This window comes from Nocardioides renjunii (genome assembly GCF_034661175.1).
GTDB lineage: Bacteria > Actinomycetota > Actinomycetes > Propionibacteriales > Nocardioidaceae > Nocardioides > Nocardioides renjunii.
Genome location: NZ_CP141058.1, coordinates 1,399,436 through 1,416,249, shown reverse-complemented (window position 1 = coordinate 1,416,249; position 16,814 = coordinate 1,399,436). Strand labels below are relative to the sequence as shown.

Annotated in this window: 19 protein-coding genes; 1 reads left to right on the top strand and 18 read right to left on the bottom strand. The window is 71.5% G+C overall.

The window, feature by feature from the left end; genetic code table 11:
* Positions 1-76 precede the first annotated feature (76 nt).
* Positions 77-1,048: a LacI family DNA-binding transcriptional regulator gene (locus tag SHK17_RS06795; RefSeq protein ID WP_322921532.1), complete on the top strand. Its 972-nt coding sequence runs from the start codon at positions 77-79 to the stop codon at positions 1,046-1,048.
* On the opposite strand, the gene SHK17_RS06790 is transcribed toward SHK17_RS06795, so the two are convergent.
* The 18 genes from SHK17_RS06790 to thrB form a co-directional block, all read right to left on the bottom strand.
* Positions 1,045-1,488 (bottom strand): DUF2550 domain-containing protein, encoded by a 444-nt coding sequence (locus tag SHK17_RS06790; RefSeq protein WP_172270847.1) that lies wholly within the window; start codon positions 1,486-1,488, stop codon positions 1,045-1,047. The two genes, SHK17_RS06795 and SHK17_RS06790, sit on opposite strands and share 4 nt — an antisense overlap.
* Positions 1,489-1,599: 111 nt before the next feature.
* On the bottom strand, positions 1,600-2,007 hold the full coding sequence (locus tag SHK17_RS06785; protein ID WP_172270845.1) for a F0F1 ATP synthase subunit epsilon: 408 nt from the start codon (positions 2,005-2,007) through the stop codon (positions 1,600-1,602).
* The gene (gene atpD / locus SHK17_RS06780) at positions 2,007-3,464 is read right to left on the bottom strand and encodes a F0F1 ATP synthase subunit beta (RefSeq protein ID WP_172270843.1); all 1,458 of its coding nucleotides are present in this window, start codon (positions 3,462-3,464) and stop codon (positions 2,007-2,009) included. Before atpD ends, SHK17_RS06785 begins: the two co-directional genes overlap by 1 nt.
* Before the next feature lie 16 nt (positions 3,465-3,480).
* Positions 3,481-4,407 carry a F0F1 ATP synthase subunit gamma gene (locus SHK17_RS06775; protein ID WP_172270841.1) on the bottom strand — a complete coding sequence of 309 codons (927 nt, stop codon included), beginning with the start codon at positions 4,405-4,407 and terminating at the stop codon, positions 3,481-3,483.
* Positions 4,408-4,411: 4 nt separating this feature from the next.
* Positions 4,412-6,052: a F0F1 ATP synthase subunit alpha gene (gene atpA, locus SHK17_RS06770; RefSeq protein WP_172270839.1), complete on the bottom strand. Its 1,641-nt coding sequence runs from the start codon at positions 6,050-6,052 to the stop codon at positions 4,412-4,414.
* Positions 6,053-6,129: 77 nt separating this feature from the next.
* Positions 6,130-6,924 (bottom strand): F0F1 ATP synthase subunit delta, encoded by a 795-nt coding sequence (locus SHK17_RS06765; protein WP_172270837.1) that lies wholly within the window; start codon positions 6,922-6,924, stop codon positions 6,130-6,132.
* Positions 6,924-7,484 (bottom strand): F0F1 ATP synthase subunit B, encoded by a 561-nt coding sequence (locus SHK17_RS06760; protein ID WP_172270835.1) that lies wholly within the window; start codon positions 7,482-7,484, stop codon positions 6,924-6,926. The genes SHK17_RS06765 and SHK17_RS06760 overlap by 1 nt, the downstream gene beginning before the upstream one ends.
* Positions 7,485-7,525: 41 nt before the next feature.
* Entirely contained in the window at positions 7,526-7,735 is a 210-nt protein-coding gene (gene atpE, locus SHK17_RS06755) for an ATP synthase F0 subunit C (RefSeq protein ID WP_030482691.1), read from the bottom strand.
* 73 nt (positions 7,736-7,808) lie between these two features.
* Complete coding sequence (gene atpB / locus SHK17_RS06750) at positions 7,809-8,612, bottom strand: F0F1 ATP synthase subunit A (RefSeq protein ID WP_322424568.1); 804 nt, start codon at positions 8,610-8,612, stop codon at positions 7,809-7,811.
* The gene (locus SHK17_RS06745) at positions 8,609-8,914 is read right to left on the bottom strand and encodes an AtpZ/AtpI family protein (RefSeq protein ID WP_172270833.1); all 306 of its coding nucleotides are present in this window, start codon (positions 8,912-8,914) and stop codon (positions 8,609-8,611) included. The genes atpB and SHK17_RS06745 overlap by 4 nt, the downstream gene beginning before the upstream one ends.
* Positions 8,911-9,369 (bottom strand): hypothetical protein, encoded by a 459-nt coding sequence (locus SHK17_RS06740; protein WP_172270831.1) that lies wholly within the window; start codon positions 9,367-9,369, stop codon positions 8,911-8,913. The genes SHK17_RS06745 and SHK17_RS06740 overlap by 4 nt, the downstream gene beginning before the upstream one ends.
* A 142-nt stretch (positions 9,370-9,511) precedes the next feature.
* Positions 9,512-10,777, bottom strand: coding sequence for an undecaprenyl/decaprenyl-phosphate alpha-N-acetylglucosaminyl 1-phosphate transferase (locus tag SHK17_RS06735; protein WP_172270829.1), 1,266 nt, complete (start codon positions 10,775-10,777; stop codon positions 9,512-9,514).
* A 2-nt stretch (positions 10,778-10,779) separates the two neighbouring features.
* Positions 10,780-11,445, bottom strand: a complete 666-nt coding sequence (locus tag SHK17_RS06730) for an L-threonylcarbamoyladenylate synthase (protein ID WP_172270827.1) — start codon at positions 11,443-11,445, stop codon at positions 10,780-10,782.
* Positions 11,442-12,284: a peptide chain release factor N(5)-glutamine methyltransferase gene (gene prmC / locus SHK17_RS06725; protein WP_172270825.1), complete on the bottom strand. Its 843-nt coding sequence runs from the start codon at positions 12,282-12,284 to the stop codon at positions 11,442-11,444. The genes SHK17_RS06730 and prmC overlap by 4 nt, the downstream gene beginning before the upstream one ends.
* Positions 12,285-13,358, bottom strand: a complete 1,074-nt coding sequence (gene prfA / locus SHK17_RS06720) for a peptide chain release factor 1 (RefSeq protein ID WP_172270823.1) — start codon at positions 13,356-13,358, stop codon at positions 12,285-12,287. It abuts the gene before it with no gap.
* An 87-nt stretch (positions 13,359-13,445) separates the two neighbouring features.
* Positions 13,446-13,688, bottom strand: a complete 243-nt coding sequence (rpmE, locus tag SHK17_RS06715; RefSeq protein ID WP_172270821.1) for a 50S ribosomal protein L31 — start codon at positions 13,686-13,688, stop codon at positions 13,446-13,448.
* Between the two features lie 161 nt (positions 13,689-13,849).
* Positions 13,850-15,793 (bottom strand): transcription termination factor Rho, encoded by a 1,944-nt coding sequence (rho, locus tag SHK17_RS06710; RefSeq protein WP_322921531.1) that lies wholly within the window; start codon positions 15,791-15,793, stop codon positions 13,850-13,852.
* Positions 15,794-15,913: 120 nt separating this feature from the next.
* The gene (thrB, locus tag SHK17_RS06705) at positions 15,914-16,813 is read right to left on the bottom strand and encodes a homoserine kinase (RefSeq protein WP_322921530.1); all 900 of its coding nucleotides are present in this window, start codon (positions 16,811-16,813) and stop codon (positions 15,914-15,916) included.
* Position 16,814: the final 1 nt, after the last annotated feature.

Here is a 16,814-nt window from a genome sequence, read left to right as displayed (position 1 = left end):
CAGGGTCTGGACGAGCGTGATCCGAGACGACGGCGAATCGTTTCGATCGAATCGTTTCGATGCTATCCTGCCGAGCGTGTCCGGTCCACTTCGCCCCCCGACCCTGGCCGACGTCGCCGCGGTGGCGGGCGTCTCGCTGTCGACGGCGTCCCTGGCGTTCTCGGGCAACAAGCCGGTCTCCGAGGCGACCCGCCAGCGGGTCCTGGCCGCCGCGTCGTCGCTCGGCTACGCCGGCCCCAATCCCTTGGCCAGCAACCTGCGCCGAGGCCGCAGCGGCGTGGTCGGCATCGCCGTCGGCCAGCTCAGCTCGGCGTTCCGCGACCCCGCGGCGCTGCCCATGCTCGACGCCGTGTCGGAGGTGCTCGGGGCGGCCGGCATGGGGCTGCTGCTGATGGCCGACGACGACGCGCACCCCCGCCTCCCCCTCGACGCCGTCATCTACGACAACTGCGGGCGCGAGACCTGGCACGCCTACGACGACCTGGTGGCCCGCGACGTGCCGCTGATCGTCGTCGAGGGCCCGTGCTGGCCCGGGACGACCTTCGTCGACATCGACCACCGGCGCGGGTCGGCCGCCCTCGCCGCCCACCTCCACGACCACGGCCACCGGCGGGTCGCCACGATGACGCTGGAGGCGTCCCGACCGCAGCGGGAGCGGGAGGCGGGACTGCGGCAGGTCTTCCCCGACGCCCACGTCGTCGGCGCCTGCGCGAGCGACCTCGCGGAGGCCCAGTCGCTCGCGTCGGACTACCTCGCCACCGGTCCCGACGTGACCGCGATCGTCTGCCAGAGCGACGTCCAGGCCGCCGGTGTGGTCCTCGAGGCGCGGCGCCGCGGGCTGTCCGTGCCGGGCGACCTCAGTGTCGCGGGCTTCGACGGCGTCGACACCCCGTGGCTCGACCTCAGCCTCACCACCGTGGTGCAGCCGCTCGCCGACAAGGGTCGCGCCACGGCGCACGCCGCCCTGGCCCGGATCGCCGGTGAGCCCGTGGCCGACGTCGTGCTTGCCGTAGAGCTGCGCGTCGGCGGGTCGACCGGTCCGGCCTAGCGCCGGTTCCAGTCCGTCCCGGGCGGCCCTGACTCGAGCCAGGACTGGAAGCCGGTGAGCGACGCCTCGCTCATCGCGATCTCCAGCGGGTCACCGCCGTAGTGGCACGAGGCGACGACGTGCCCGTCGTAGAGCGACATCTCCTCCGCGCCCTCGGGAGCCCGTCGGCCGGAGTACTCCAGCAGGTCGCGGGCCCACACCCGCTTGGGGCGCGGGGACAGCGAGAAGATGCGGAACCACTCCAGCGACTGCCCGGAGTAGCGCCCGATGCCGAGCAGCCACCCGCGACCAGGGTGCTCCGGTCGCATCCGGTAGCTGAGCTCGAAGGTGCCGCCGTGACGGGCCAGCAGGCGGCGCCGGACGATCAGCGAGATGCCGTAGAGCAGGGCGAGGAACAAGAAGAGCCCGACGATGTCGAGCACCCATTCCCAGACCGGCATCCACCCTCCCAACGACCGCCGACGGGCGGTCCGACCAGCGACCGAGAAACAGACGAGCGCACGGACCCGGAGGTCCGTGCGCTCACCCTAGCGGTCGTGCGGGAGGACCCGTCAGGAGGCCCGTTCGACGGCGCGGATGCGCGCCTCGGCACGACGGACGGCCTCGTCGGCCGCGTCGTCGTTGCCCCCGGCGGACTGGGCCCGCTCGAGGTCCTGGCGCGCCTTCTCGAGGTCGATCTCGTGCGACATCTCGGCCCGCTCGGACAGGATGGACACGCGGTTGTCGGCCACCGACAAGAAGCCGGCGTCGACCGCCGCGACCCAGGTCTCGCCCTCCACGGTCTGCACGTCGACGACGCCCTCGATGATCGAGGACAGCAGCGGCGCGTGGTTGGGCAGGATCCCGACGTCGCCCTCGGTGGTGCGGGCGATGACCATGGTCGCCTGGCCCGACCAGACGAGCCGGTCGGCAGCGACCAGCTCGACCTGCAGCACCTTGTCGGTGGACGGGCCCGCCATCAGAGGCTCTTCTGGATCTCGGCCCACTTCTGCTCGACGTCTTCGAGACCGCCGCACATGAAGAAGGCCTGCTCGGCCACGTGGTCGTACTCACCGTCGGCGATCTTGTTGAACGCCTCGATGGTGTCGGCCACCGGGACGGTCGAGCCCTCGATGCCGGTGAACTGCTTGGCGACGTAGGTGTTCTGCGACAGGAACCGCTGGATGCGACGAGCGCGGGAGACGATGATCTTGTCCTCCTCGCTGAGCTCGTCGACACCGAGGATGGCGATGATGTCCTGGAGCTCCTTGTTGCGCTGCAGGATCTGCTTGATCCGCACGGCGCAGCGGTAGTGCTCCTCGCCGATGTACTGCGGGTCGAGGATGCGCGACGTCGAGGTCAGCGGGTCCACGGCCGGGTAGATGCCGAGCGAGGCGATCTCGCGCGACAGCTCGGTCGTCGCGTCGAGGTGCGCGAACGTCGTGGCCGGGGCCGGGTCGGTGTAGTCGTCGGCGGGCACGTAGATCGCCTGCATCGAGGTGATCGAGTGACCACGCGTCGAGGTGATGCGCTCCTGGAGCTGGCCCATCTCGTCGGCGAGGTTGGGCTGGTAGCCCACCGCGGACGGCATGCGGCCCAGCAGCGTGGACACCTCGGACCCGGCCTGGGTGAAGCGGAAGATGTTGTCGATGAAGAGCAGCACGTCCTGCTGCTGCACGTCGCGGAAGTACTCCGCCATCGTCAGCGCCGACAGCGCGACCCGCAGGCGCGTGCCCGGCGGCTCGTCCATCTGGCCGAACACGAGGGCGGTCTGGCCGATGACGCCGGCCTCCTCCATCTCGACGATGAGGTCGTTGCCCTCGCGGGTGCGCTCGCCGACACCGGCGAACACCGACACACCACCGTGGTCCTTGGCGACGCGGGCGATCATCTCCTGGATGAGCACGGTCTTGCCGACGCCGGCGCCACCGAACAGGCCGATCTTGCCGCCTTGGACGTAGGGGGTCAGCAGGTCGATGACCTTGATGCCGGTCTCGAACATCTGCGTCTTGGCCTCGAGCTGGTCGAACGCCGGTGCCTTGCGGTGGATGCCCCACCGCTCCTTGACGTCGAGCGTCTCGCCCTCGGCGAGGTTGAGGCAGTCGCCGGTGGTGTTGAACACCTTGCCGAGCGTGGCGTCACCGACCGGCACGGTGATGGACTCACCGGTGTCGGTCACCTGGGCGCCGCGGACCAGGCCGTCGGTCGGCTTCATGGAGATGGCGCGGACCATGCCGTCACCGATGTGCTGGGCGACCTCGAGGGTGATGGTCGTCGTCTCGCCGCTGAGGGTCAGGTCGACCTTGAGGGCGTTGTAGATGGCCGGCATGGCGTCGGTCGGGAACTCGATGTCCACGACGGGGCCGATGACGCGCGTGATGCGACCGACCGAGCCGGCAGTGCCGGAGGTCCGGGTCTCTTCGACGGTTGCAGTCATTTCTCTCTTCTCCGCTTCAGTCTTGACCGGCGTTGGCGTCGGCGAGGGCGTTGACGCCACCGACGATCTCGCTGATTTCCTGGGTGATGCCGGCCTGGCGGGCCTGGTTGGCGATTCGGGTGTACTTCTTGATGAGCTCGTCGGCGTTGTCCGTCGCGGACTTCATCGCCTTCTGCCGGGCGGCCAGCTCGGAGGCGGCCGCCTGCAGGAGAGCGAAGAAGATGCGGCTCTGGACGTAGCGCGGCAGCAGGGAGTCCAGGACGTCGGACGGCGACGGCTCGAACTCGTAGAGCGGCAGCAGGTCACCCTTCTCGGGCGGCTCGGTGCCCTCGACGACCTCCAGCGGCAGCAGGCGTACGGCGGTCGGCTCCTGGCTGAGCATCGAGCGGAACCGCGTGAAGACCACGTGGACCTCGTCGACCGGGTTGGCCTCGGCGTCGCCCTCGTCCTCGTCGGCGAGGAAGGCGGCGATCAGCGTGGCGCCGATCTCCGCGGCGACGTCGTAGGTCGGCTGGTCGGAGAAGCCCGTCCATGCCTGCGCCACGGGACGCTGGCGGAACTTGAAGTAGGCCTCGCCCTTGCGACCGCTGGTGTAGAGGTCGACGTCCTTGCCCTCGCCCTTGAGCTTCTCGACGAGGCGCTCGGCCTCCTTGATGACGCTCGAGGAGTAGGCACCGGCGAGGCCGCGGTCGGAGGTGACCACGAGGACGGCGGCCCGCTTGGGGTCCTCCGGCTCGGTGGTCAGCGCGTGGTCGACGTTGGAGAACGTCGCCACGGCCGACACCGCACGCGTCAGCTCGCGGGCGTACGGCGCGGCCGCCTGGGCCCGCTGCTGTGCCTTGATGATCCGCGACGCAGCAATGAGCTCCATGGCACGCGTGATCTTCTTCATCGACTCCGTCGACTTGATCCGCGCGCGGTACTCGCGTACCGAGAGAGCCATTGCGTCAGCTCCGCTTCTGCTTGACGATCTGCTCCTGCTCGACGTCCTCGTCCTCGAGGGCGACGTGCTCTTCCTTGCCGGCCTTGATGCTCTGGCCGTCGGAAGTCTCGAACTGGTCGAGGAAGGAGTCGTAGGCCCGCACGAGCTCGGCGTCGGCGTCGTCGTCGAACTTATGCGTCTCCCGGATGCCGGCGAGGATGCCCTCGTGCGAGCGCCGCAGGTAGTCGAGGAACTCGGCCTCGAAGCGGAGCACGTCGTCGGTGGGGACCTTGTCGAGGCGGCCGGTGGTGCCGAGCCACAGCGAGGCGGTCATCTCCTCGACCGGGTACGGCGAGTACTGCGGCTGCTTGAGCAGCGCCATCAGGCGCTGGCCGCGGTCGAGCTGCTGGCGCGAGGCCGCGTCGAGGTCGGAGGCGAACATGGCGAACGCCTCCATCGCGCGGAACTGCGCCAGGTCGACCTTGAGCGAGCCGGTGACGGCCTTCATCGCCTTGGTCATCGCCGAGCCACCCACGCGCGAGACCGAGACACCCACGTCGATGGCGGGGCGCTGGTTGGCGGCGAACAGGTCGGACTGCAGGAAGATCTGGCCGTCGGTGATCGAGATGACGTTGGTCGGGATGAACGCCGAGACGTCGTTGGCCTTGGTCTCGATGATGGGCAGACCCGTCATCGAGCCCTTGCCGAGCTCGTCGGACAGCTTCGCGCAGCGCTCGAGCAGCCGGCTGTGCAGGTAGAACACGTCACCGGGGTAGGCCTCGCGGCCCGGCGGGCGACGCAGCAGCAGCGACACGGCGCGGTAGGCCTCGGCCTGCTTGGTGAGGTCGTCGAAGACGATGAGGACGTGCTTGCCCTCGTACATCCAGTGCTGGCCGATGGCCGAGCCGGTGTAGGGGGCGAGGTACTTGAAGCCGGCGGAGTCGGACGCCGGGGAGGCCACGATGGTGGTGTACTCCAGGGCGCCGGCCTTCTCGAGGGCGCCACGCACGGAGGCGATGGTCGAGCCCTTCTGGCCGATGGCGACGTAGATGCAGCGGACCTGCTTGTCCGGGTCGCCGGTCTCCCAGTTCTGCTTCTGGTTGATGATCGTGTCGATGGCGATCGTCGTCTTGCCGGTCGCGCGGTCGCCGATGATGAGCTGGCGCTGGCCGCGGCCGATCGGGGTCATCGCGTCGATGGCCTTGATGCCGGTCGCGAGCGGCTCGTGGACCGACTTGCGCTCCATGACGGTCGCGGCCTGCAGCTCGAGCGGACGACGACCGGAGGTCTCGACCTCGCCGAGCCCGTCGATCGGGGTGCCGAGCGGGTCGACGACGCGACCGAGGTAGCCGTCGCCGACGGGCACCGAGAGGATCTCGCCGGTGCGGCGGACCGGCTGGCCCTCCTCGATCTTGTCGAAGTCGCCGAGCACGACGACACCGATCTCGCGGGTGTCGAGGTTGAGCGCGATGCCCAGCGTGCCGTCCTCGAACTCGAGCAGCTCGTTGGCCATGACCGAGGGCAGGCCGCTCACGCGGGCGATGCCGTCGCCGGCCTCCGCGACGGTGCCGACCTCTTCCGTGGTCGCCGCGTCGGGCTTGTAGTCGGACACGAAGCGCTGGAGCGCGTCCCGGATCTCGTCCGGACGGATGGAAAGCTCCGTCATCTCATCTCACCTGTTCCTGGGTCTGCTGGAGTTCGCTGGAGTTGCTCGAAAGTGTGGTGCTGGATGGTGCGCGTGGCTCAGCCGGCGAGCCGGCGTCGGGCGTCGTCGAGGCGGCTGGACACCGTCCCGTCGATGACGTCGTCCCCGATCTCGACGCGCATGCCGCCGATGACGTCGGGGTCCACGACGACGTTGAGGTGGATCTGGCGGCCGTAGGCGCGCGTGAGCGCGTCGGTGAGCCGCGTGCGGTCGTTGTCGGCGAGCGGCCGGGCGACCCGGACGGTCGCCACGGACTCGCCGCGCACGTCCGCCGCCACCTTCTGGTAGTCGGCCAGGGCGACCGAGACCGTGCGGTAGCTGCCGGACAGCGACTGCTGCACGAGCGCGATCGTCGCCGGGAGCACCTTGTCGTCGAGCAGGGTGTCCAGCAGGCGCGCCTTGTCGTCGCGGCTGCGGGCCGGGTCGGAGATCGCGTCGCGCAGCGGCGGGTTGTCCTGCAGGACCTGCCCGAAGGCGAACAGCTCGTCCTCGAGGCGACCGGCGTCGCCTCCCGCGGACCGCGCGACCGAGACCACGCCGAGACGCTCGAGGGCGTCGGCGAGGTCACGGCCGGAGGTCCACCGCTGGCCGACCGCGGTGGTGACCACGATCAGCGCCGCCTCGGAGACCTTGCCGGCCAGCACCTCGCGGAGCAGCCCCGCCTTGGCCTCGGCCGGGATCGACGCGTCGGTGGCGACGCGCCGCAGGGACGGCTCGCTGCGGAGGAGGTCCGCCGCGCCGAACAGGTCCCGACCGACGGCACCGGCGTCGCCGGAGCCCGTCAGGGACCCGGCCGTGGCGGCGTAGGCGTCGGCAGACGCTCCTCGCATCATCAGTTGACGCTCCCCGTCGTGGTGCTGCCCTGCGCCTCGATCTCGGACAGGAAGCGGTCGACCACGCGGCTCTGACGAGCCTCGTCGTCGAGGCTCTCGCCCACGATCCGACCGGCGAGGCCGGTCGCGAGGGTGCCGACCTCGGCCCGCAGGGAGGTGACCGCCTGCTGGCGCTCGGCCTCGATCTGCGTCTTGCCATGCTCGACGATGCGGGTGGACTCGGCCTGGGCCTGCTCCCGCATCTCCGCGATGATCTGTGCCCCCTGCTCGCGCGCCTCCTCGCGGATGCGCGCGGCCTCGTGCCGGGCGTCGGCGAGCTGCTTCTCGAGCTCGGCGAGCTTGGCGTCGGCCTCGGCCTGCTTGGACTCCGCTGCGTGGAGCCCGCCCTCGATCGCCTGAGTGCGCTCCGCGAAGGTCCTCTCGAAGCTGGGCACGACGAACTTGCGCAACAGCACGAAGAGGATCGCGAAGACGATCAGGGCGAGGATGACCTCCGACCAGACCGGCAGCACCGGGCTGTGGGTCTCACCCTCCGTCGCCGCCAGGACGATGTGGTCCATGAGTCGAACTCCTACGGTCTAGAGCTGGGGTGCAGCGGTCGTCAGAGAGGCAGGACGAACGCGAGCGCGACAGTGATGATGAAGAGCGCCTCGGCAAGGACGAAGCCAAGGATGGCGATCGACTGCAGACGGCTCTGGGCCTCGGGCTGGCGGGCGACACCGGAGATGAAGGCGGCGAAGATCAGGCCGATGCCTACGCCGGGTCCGATGGCGGACAGGCCGAGACCGACCAGGTTGATGGAGCCTTCCACGGCTTTTTCCTTTCGTCGTTCGGCACCGGTGGTGGTGCCGACTTTTCTGGCGAAACTTGTGGGTTGGGGAGCCTCAGTGCTCGTCGGCGAGGGCCTCGCCGATGTACATCGAGGAGAGCAGGGTGAAGACGTAGGCCTGCAGGAACATGACCAGCATCTCCAGGAAGCTGACGCCGATGCCGAGTCCGAAGGACAGCAGGCCGACCGCGCCGTAGAGGATGTTGCCGCTCGCGAGCAGCGCCGCGCCGCCCGTGGCGAACAGGATGAGCAGCAGGTGACCGGCGAACATGTTGCCGAAGAGTCGCAGCGTGAGCGTGACCGGACGGATGATGATGTTGGAGAAGAACTCCAGCGGCACCAGCAGCAGCAGGATCGGGCCCTTCACGCCGCCGGGCATCGTGGCGTGCTTGAGGTAGCCGAGCGGGCCGTGCTTCCAGACGCCGGCACCGACGTAGATGACCCAGCTGAGCAGGGCCAGCGGCACGATGAAGCCGATGCGCGAGAAGCTCGGGAACTGCAGGAACGGGAACACGCCGTAGTAGTTGTTCACCAGGATGAAGGTGAACAGCGTGAAGAGGTAGGGCACGAACTTCATGTAGTGCTCGCTGCCGATGTTGTCGCGAGCCATGTTGTTGCGCACGAAGCCGTAGACCATCTCGCCCGCGAACTGCAGCCGGCCCGGCACGAGGGAGGCGTTGCGCGTGGCGAGGTAGAAGAAGCCGAAGACCAGGAGCGCCGACAGCGCCAGCAGCAGCATCGGCTTGGTGACGTCGCCGAAGATGGGCGGCAGCTCGAAGCTCCCCGGGCCGGGGGCGTGGAAGCCCGAACCGCCCTCTGCTGCTACGGGCTGGGCCGCGACAGGCTGGGTGATGCTCACTCCGACTCCTCGTTGCTCGTCTTGCTCGTCGTGTTGCTCGTGCGGTCCTGGTGCGCCATCTCCGCGGCTGTCTGCCGGCGGAGCTGCACGACCATCATGTACGTGCCAAGGACGCCGCCGAGCAGGACCCCCGCCGCCACCAGGAAGCGGGTGCCCAGCCACTGGTCCAGGAGCCAACCGACCAAGCCGTAGAACAGCACCCCGGCCACGAGGTAGCTGGGAGCACTGCTGCGCGGAGGTTGGGAGGAAGTGGCACCGGACTCGGCCATGGCGCTGCGGACTTTAGCAGTCGTCGTGGTCATGACTCACCCCCGGTCGGGAGGTCGAAGTAGGGCACCCGCTCGCGGGCGGTCAGCACGAGGTGGGCGGCCGTCCAGACGAGCGTGGCGACGACCATGGACGCCGCCAGCCAGCCCCGGGCCTCGGTGGTGCCGAAGAGGTCCCCGCGCGTGATGGCGAGGAACACCAGCATGACGATCGCGAGCTGGGTGAGGTAGGTGACGAGGGCGACCAGCAGGGACGCGGTCGGCATCGCGCTCGCCACGACGTGCAGCGAGAGGGTCCCGAAGGACACCACGAGCGCCACGAGGGCGGCACCGAGGGCCGCGGCGGCAGCCGGCTCCGCGCCGTGGACGACAGCGGCCGCGCACGTCATGACGACGCCCGCCAGGACCGTCAGCCCGGCCGCCCGGACGACGACCCGTACGCCCGGCACGAGGCTGCTGCGGCGGTATGTCGCGCTGCTCTCGGTCGTCATGGCGGCGGCCTGTCTGTGCTCGGCGGTCGGTGCGTGATCGCTCGTGAAAACTATCACAAAGTCCTCCCCGGCTCGAAACCGAGGCCCGGCCGAGAGGTCATGACGAGGTCATGGACAGCCCGGCCGGAGGGTCGGCAGACGCTCAGCGCAGGGTGTCCCCCGGGCCGCCGGCGGGCGCGGTGGCCGCTCGGTCGGGGCCGTCCGGTCCCTCGGCGGGCCCCTCGGTCGACCCGTCGGGCTCACCGTCGGCGCGGCCCTCGACCAAGGCGTTCTCGGGCAGGCCGGTGTCGCCCAGGCCGGTCTTGGGCGGTCGGTGCAGCTTGGGGAGCACGAACGTCATGGTGATCGTGAGCGCCAGCATCGAGCCGAGGCTCCACCAGACCCACGGGCTGGTGGACAGGCTCACGATCACCGCACCCGCGGCGAGGGTGAAGGCCCACAGCCACATGATGAGCACCGCGCGCCGCTGGGAGTGGCCGATCTCGAGCAGGCGGTGGTGGAGGTGCTGCTTGTCCGCGCTCATCGGCGAGCGGCCGGCGCGCGTGCGGCGTACGACGGCCAGCACGAGGTCGACGATCGGGACCATGAGCAGCGAGATGGGGAGCAGCACCGGCAGGACGGTGACGAAGAGGCTGTTGCCCTCGGTGGTCGGCATGCCGAAGAACTGCCCGGTCAGCGTCAGGGCGCTCGCGGACAGGACCAGGCCGATGAGCATCGACCCGGAGTCGCCCATGAAGAGGCGTGCCGGGTGGAAGTTGTGCGGCAGGAAGCCCGCGCACGCCCCGGCCAGCGCCGCGCTCAGCAGGGCGCCGGTGGTCGCGAGCGTGAGGTTGTTCTGGTCCGCGAGTGTGTAGCAGTAGACGAAGAACGCCGCGGCGCCGATCCCGACGACGCCGGCGGCCAGCCCGTCGAGGCCGTCGACGAAGTTCACGGCGTTCATCGTGCCGATCACCACGACGAGGGTCAGCACGGCGCCCTGGGCGTCGTCGAGCGCGAACTGGGTGCCGTCGGGCCCGGGGAAGTAGTAGAACCGCACCCCGAGCGCGACCAGGAGACCCGCGGCGAGGACCTGCCCGCCCAGCTTGGTCAGGGCGTCGAGGTCGAAGATGTCGTCGATGACCCCGACCGCGCACACCAGCGCCCCGGCCAGCAGCACGGCGCCGGCGTCCTTAAACACGAAGCCCTCGCTGCGCAGGCCGAGGAAGGGCAGCTCGTGGGCGACGACATAGGCAGCGCACAGCCCGCCGAGCATCGCCAGCCCGCCGAGGTAGGGGATCGGCTCCGCGTGCACGTCGCGGTCGCGGACCTGCGCCACCGCACCGGTGCGCAGGGCGAACTCGCGGGCCAGGACGGTGAGCAGGTAGGTCACCGACAGGGCGACCAGGAAGACGAGGAGGTACTCCCGCACCGTCAGCCCTCGTCCGCGAGCACCACGCCGTGCTCGGCGATCGCGGCGTTGAGCACGTCGAGCGACAGGGCGCCCAGGCGCAGGACCCGGCCCTCGGGCACGGTGACGTCGATGATCGTGGAGGCCTCGCTGCCCGGCGAGGCGCCCCCGTCGACGATGACCGAGACGGCGTCGCCGAGCATCTCCTCCGCGGCGTCGGCGTCGGTCGCGGCCGGTCGGCCGGTCAGGTTGGCCGAGCTCACCGCGAGCGGTCCGGTGCGCTCGAGCACGGCGAGGGCGATCTCGTCGTCGGGCATGCGGACCGCGACGGTGCCGCGGGCCTCCCCCAGGTCCCACATGAGGGACGACTGCTGGCGGCACACGAGCGTGAGCGGGCCGGGCCAGAACTCCTCGACGAGGGTCCGCGCCCACGGCGGCACGCCCTCGGCGAGCGCGTCGAGGGTGGTGGCGGCCGAGACGAGCACCGGCGGCGGCATCTCCCGGCCGCGTCCCTTGGCGGCCAGCAGGCTCTTCACGGCGTCGTGGGCGAACGCGTCGGCGGCGATGCCGTAGACGGTGTCGGTGGGGATGACCACCAGCTCGCCACGGCGCACGGCGCCGGCGGCAGCGGTGACCGCCGCCTCCCGCTCCTCCTCGGTCGAGGTCTCGAACCTGTCCACGTCGCTCATCGTGCCAGTCGCGCGGTCACGTAGCGCGGTCGACCCGCGAGGTCGCGGTGGTCGGCCACGTCGAGCCAGCGGCCGGTCGCGGCGAAGACGCCGGGGGCCGACTCCCCCTGGACGTCGGCGTGCTCGGCGCCGACCACTCCCCCGGGCCGCAGCAGCAGGGCGGCTCGCTGCTCGAGCACGCGCATCGCGTCGAGGCCGTCCTGGCCGGAGAACAGCGCCAGGTGCGGGTCGTGGTCGCGGGCCTCCGCGGCCACCGACTCCCAGGCCTCGAGCGGGATGTAGGGCGGGTTGCACACGACGACGTCGACCGTGCCGGCCAGGTCGTCGAAGGCGGTCGCCAGGTCGCCGTGGCGGAGGTCCACCCCGGTCCCGGCGAGGTTGCGCTCGGCCCAGGCCAGGGCGCCCTCGTCGAGCTCGACGGCGTGCACGTCGGCGTCCGGGACTTCGTCGACGACCGCGCGGGCGATGGCGCCCGAGCCCGTGCAGAGGTCGACCACCACGGCCGGCCGGTCGAGGGCCAGGGCGGCGTCGACCGCCCACCCGGCCAGCAGCTCGGTCTCGGGACGGGGCACGAACACGCCGGGCCCCACGGCCAGCTCCACGTGGCGGAACGCCGCGGTGCCGGTCAGGTGCTGCAGCGGCTCGCGGGCCGCCCGTCGCGCCACCAGGGCGTCGTAGCGCTCCTGCGCCTCCCCGGACAGGTCGTCGAGCAAGGGCAGGCGTCCCAGCGGCACGTCGAGGACGTGGGCGAGCAGGAGGTCGGCGTCACGCTCGGGCGAGGCCACGCCGGCCTCGACGAGCAGCTCCGCGGCGTGCCGCCGGGCGTCGCGGGGCCGCACTCAGGACTCCAGTGCCGCGAGCCGGGCGGCCATGTCGGCCTCGACGCAGGAGTCGAGCACCGGCTGGAGGTCGCCGTCCAGCACCTGGTCGAGGTTGTAGGACTTGTAGCCGGTGCGGTGGTCGGAGATGCGGTTCTCCGGGTAGTTGTAGGTGCGGATCCGCTCCGAGCGGTCCACGGTGCGCACCTGCGACCTGCGGGCCTCGCTGGCCTCGGCGTCGGCGGCGTCCTGGGCCGCCTGCAGCAGGCGCGCGCGCAGGATGCGCATGGCCTGCTCCTTGTTCTGCAGCTGGCTCTTCTCGTTCTGGCAGCTCACCACGATGCCTGTGGGCAGGTGGGTGATGCGGACGGCCGAGTCGGTGGTGTTGACGCTCTGCCCGCCGGGGCCGCTGGAGCGGAAGACGTCGATGCGCAGGTCGTTGTCGTCGACCGTCACGTCGACCTGCTCGGCCTCCGGCATGACGAGCACGCCGGCGGCGGAGGTGTGCACGCGACCCTGCGACTCGGTCACCGGCACCCGCTGCACGCGGTGCACGCCGCCCTCGAACTTCAACAGGGCGTACGGCGTCTGGCCGGGCTCGACGGCGCCGCGGGCCTTCACGGCCGCGGTGACCGACTTGTAGCCACCGAGGTCGGACTCGTTGGCGTCGAGCAGCTCCACGCTCCAGCCGCGCGCCTCGGCGTAGCGGGAGTACATCCGGAGCAGGTCGCCGGCGAACAGCGCCGACTCTTCGCCGCCCTCCCCCGACTTGATCTCGAGCAGGGCGTCCTTGGCGTCGGCGGGGTCGCGCGGCACCAGGAGTCGGCGCAGCCGCTCCTCGGCGGTCGCGCGGCGCGCGGCCAGCTCGTCGGCCTCCTGGGCGAAGGCCGGGTCGTCGGCGGAGAGCTCGCGGGCCGCCTCGACGTCGTCGCCGAGCCCGAGCCACTCCTGCCAGGTGGTGACGACGGCGGTCAGCTCGGCGTACCTCTGGTTGAGCCGCCGGGCCAGGCGCTGGTCGGCGTGGGTCTCGGGCAGCGACAGGCGTCGCTCGAGGTCGGCGTGCTCCTCGCGCATGCCCTCGACGGCCTCGAACATGGTGCTCCTGCTCCTCGTGCGGACTCCCGGACAGACGACAAGGCGCCGGCCACCCGCGCGATGCGGGCGACCGGCGCCTGGACGTGGCTACTTGCTGTCGGAGGTCTCGGCAGGTGCGGCCGGGGCCTTCTTGGCGTAGCGGGCCTCGAACCGGGCGACGCGGCCGCCGGTGTCGAGGATCTTCTGCTTGCCGGTGTAGAAGGGGTGGCACTGCGAGCAGACGTCGGCGTGGATGCTGCCGGAGGTCGCGGTGCTGCGGGTGGTGAACGACGCGCCGCACGTGCAGGTGACGGCGGTCTCGACGTAGTCGGGGTGGGTGTCCTTCTTCATGGTGTCCTCTCGATTGCTCCGGGTCGCCTGCGTGGATCGCGTGACGTGAACCGGAACCGGCGCACAAGTGTGCCACCGGTCTGAACAACGGCGCCAATCCGGGGATTCCCGCCGGGCCGGCGAGGTCGGCGGCGGGCCCGGCGGGCGCCTGGGCGGAGGCCTCAGCGGGAGCCGAAGACCTTCGCGACGGCGGGAGCCGAGTCGGCGGCGGCCAGCTGCTTGCGCAGGTCACCGACGACCGCGCCCTCCGCGGGGGCGAGCAGCTTCTCCTCGTGCCGGGTGCCCGAGGCCGTGACGTCCACGGCCGGCAGGATCCCCCGCGCCGCCCGCTCGGCGCTGAGCACCAGCTCGAGGTTGGCGGTGCCGGTGAGCTCCTCGAGGAAGAACTCGTCGATGGCCGACCCGGTGCCCACGGAGACCGCGGCAAGGATGGTCAGCGAGCCGCCGTCCTCGATCTTGCGGGCGGCGCCGAAGAACTCCTTGGTCGGGTGCACCGCCGAGGCGTCCACGACGCCACCGAGGATGCGGCCGTTGGCTGGCGCGGCGAGGTTGTAGGCCCGGCCCAGCCGGGTGAGCGAGTCGAGCAGCACGACGACGTCGTGGCCCAGCTCGACGAGGCGCTTGGCGCGCTCGATGGCGAGCTCGGCGACCAGGGTGTGGTCGGCCGGCTGGCGGTCGAACGTCGAGGCGATGACCTCGCCCTTCACGGCGCGCTGGAAGTCGGTGACCTCCTCGGGGCGCGTGTCGACCAGCACCACCATCACGTGGCACTCGGGGTTGTTCGTCGTCACCGACTGGGCGATCGACTGCAGCAGCGAGGTGGCACCCGTGCGCGGCGGGGCGAGGATCAGCCCGCGCTGGCCCTTGCCCACGGGAGCGGCGATGTCGATGACCCGCCCGGTGGGGTTGGCGTCGTCGGTCGCGAGTCGCAGGCGCTGGTGCGGGTGGACCGGGACCGCGTCGGAGAACTCGGCGCGCTCCTTGGCCCCGTCGGCCTCGGTGCCGTTGACGCTGTCGATGCGCACCATCGGGTTGAACTTCTCGCGGCGCTCGCCCTCGCGGGGCTGGCGCACCTGGCCGACGACGGCGTCGCCGCGGCGCAGGTGGTACTTCCGCACCATCGACAGCGACAGGTAGACGTCCTCCGGGCCGGGCAGGTAGCCCGAGGTGCGCACGAAGGCGCAGTTGTCGAGCACGTCGAGGATGCCGGCCGCCGGCACCAGCACGTCGTCCTCGAGGATCGTGGTGTCCGGCTCGTTGCGCCCACCCGCGCGGGCGGGCGTACGGTCGCGACCGCGGCGGCGGCGGTTGCGGCGGCTGCCGCCCTCGCCGTCGTCGTCGTCGTCGAGCTGCTGGCTCTGCTGCTGCTGGGCCTGCTGGGCCTGCTGCTGCTGGGCGTGCTGCTGCTGGGCCTGCTGCTGGCTCTGCTTGCCCTGTCGCTGGCCCTGCTGCTGGACCTGCTGCTCGTTGCCGCCCTGCTCCTGGCGGTCCTGGCGGTCCTGGCGGTCCTGGCGCGACTGGCGGTCCTGACGGTCCTGGCGGTCCGTCTTGTCCTGCCGGGCCTTCTCCTGCTGCCGGTCCGGCTGCTTGTCCTGCTGCTTGTCCTGCTGCTTGTCCTGCTGCCGGTCCCGCTGGCGGGGAGCGGACTGGTCGGACTGCTCGGCGTCCTGGTCTGTGGGCTGGTCGGTCGGCTGGTCGGCGGGCCGGTCGGCACGCTGCTCGGCCTGCTCGGCCTGGCGCTGCTTGCGGGTCCGGGTGCGGACCGTCGTCTGGGGAGCGGGGTCCTCCGCGGCGGGCGCCGACGCGCTGCTCGGCTGCTCGGCAGTGGCCTGCTCACCTCGCGGCTGCCCGGCGGGGGCCTGCTCGGCCTTCGGCTGGGTGCCGCCGCCCTGGGCTGACCTGATCGCGTCGACGAGCTGCGCCTTCTTCATCGAGCCGGCACCGGGGATGCCGAGGCCGGCGGCCATCGACTTCAGGTCGGCGAGCAGCATCGAGCCGAGGCCGGCCGACCTCGAGCCCGACCGGGGGGCCGACTTCGAGGCCGCCTTCTTGGCGGGCTTGCCCGCCTCAGCGGTCTCGGGGGCGGCAGAGGCAGTCTCGGTCACGTGGATCCTTCGCACGTTGCGTCGCCTGCGTGACCGGACGAGCGGCCCGCGAGGCGGATGGTGGTCGCCCGTGCACGCAGTCAGAGACCGGGACGGGCAGGTGCGCCGAACGGCGCGCGGTCAGGTTAGCAGGACGGCGCCGCTGGGCTCGATCGCCAGGTCGTGGCACGCCCAGCCGTCCGGGCACCGCTGGGTCAGGGGGGCCGTGTCGGTGGTCCCGAACGCCAGGACGGTGGGCCCGGCGCCGGAGACGACGGCGGGTACGCCGTGGCTGCGCAGGCGGCGTACGAGGGCGAGCGTCTCGGGCATCGCGGGCTCGCGCTGGTCCTGGTGCAGCCAGTCGCGGGTGGCCGCGAGCAGGTGCTCGGGCTGCCCGGTGAGGGCCGCGACCAGGAGGGCGGCGCGACCGGAGTTGGCCGCAGCGTCGGCGTGGGGCACAGAGCCGGGCAGCAGCCCGCGCGCGACCACGGTCTCGACACCGGTGGGTGGGACGTAGACGACGGCCGTGACGCGCGGGTCGACGCCGGCGCGCACGGCGTACCAGCGACCGTCCTCGCGACCGGAGATGACGAAGCCGCCGTAGAAGGCCGGCGCGACGTTGTCGGGGTGGCCCTCGAGGTCGGCGGCGAGCTCGAACAGCGCGTCGTCGGAGGCGAGCAGCTGGCCACCGGCCACGAGCGCGCGGGCGAGCACGACCCCCGCGACGATCGCCGCCGACGAGGAGCCGAGCCCCCGCGCGTGCGGGATCACGTTGCGGCAGGACAGGCGCAGACCGGGCGGCTGCTCCCCCATCAGCGCGAAGGCCGCACGCATCGACCGCACCACGAGGTGCGACTCGTCGCGCGGCACGGCGTCGGCACCCGCGCCCGCCACGTCGACGACGAGGCCGTCCGGCAGCACCTCCGCCTCGAGCTCGTCGCGCAGGGAGAGGGCGAGGCCGAGCGTGTCGTAGCCGGGGCCGAGGTTCGCCGAGGTGGCCGGGACGCTCACCCGCACCGGGCCGTCGACGAAGGTCGGCACC

Coding starts and splice junctions, on each gene's coding strand:
- SHK17_RS06790 (WP_172270847.1), bottom strand. CDS start 1,488: ATGCCGGTCTGGGAATGGGTGCTCGACATCGTCGGGCTCTTCTTGTTC.
- SHK17_RS06785 (WP_172270845.1), bottom strand. CDS start 2,007: ATGGCGGGCCCGTCCACCGACAAGGTGCTGCAGGTCGAGCTGGTCGCT.
- atpD (WP_172270843.1), bottom strand. CDS start 3,464: ATGACTGCAACCGTCGAAGAGACCCGGACCTCCGGCACTGCCGGCTCG.
- SHK17_RS06775 (WP_172270841.1), bottom strand. CDS start 4,407: ATGGCTCTCTCGGTACGCGAGTACCGCGCGCGGATCAAGTCGACGGAG.
- atpA (WP_172270839.1), bottom strand. CDS start 6,052: ATGACGGAGCTTTCCATCCGTCCGGACGAGATCCGGGACGCGCTCCAG.
- SHK17_RS06765 (WP_172270837.1), bottom strand. CDS start 6,924: ATGATGCGAGGAGCGTCTGCCGACGCCTACGCCGCCACGGCCGGGTCC.
- SHK17_RS06760 (WP_172270835.1), bottom strand. CDS start 7,484: ATGGACCACATCGTCCTGGCGGCGACGGAGGGTGAGACCCACAGCCCG.
- SHK17_RS06745 (WP_172270833.1), bottom strand. CDS start 8,914: ATGACCACGACGACTGCTAAAGTCCGCAGCGCCATGGCCGAGTCCGGT.
- SHK17_RS06740 (WP_172270831.1), bottom strand. CDS start 9,369: ATGACGACCGAGAGCAGCGCGACATACCGCCGCAGCAGCCTCGTGCCG.
- SHK17_RS06730 (WP_172270827.1), bottom strand. CDS start 11,445: ATGAGCGACGTGGACAGGTTCGAGACCTCGACCGAGGAGGAGCGGGAG.
- prfA (WP_172270823.1), bottom strand. CDS start 13,358: ATGTTCGAGGCCGTCGAGGGCATGCGCGAGGAGCACGCCGACCTCGAG.
- rpmE (WP_172270821.1), bottom strand. CDS start 13,688: ATGAAGAAGGACACCCACCCCGACTACGTCGAGACCGCCGTCACCTGC.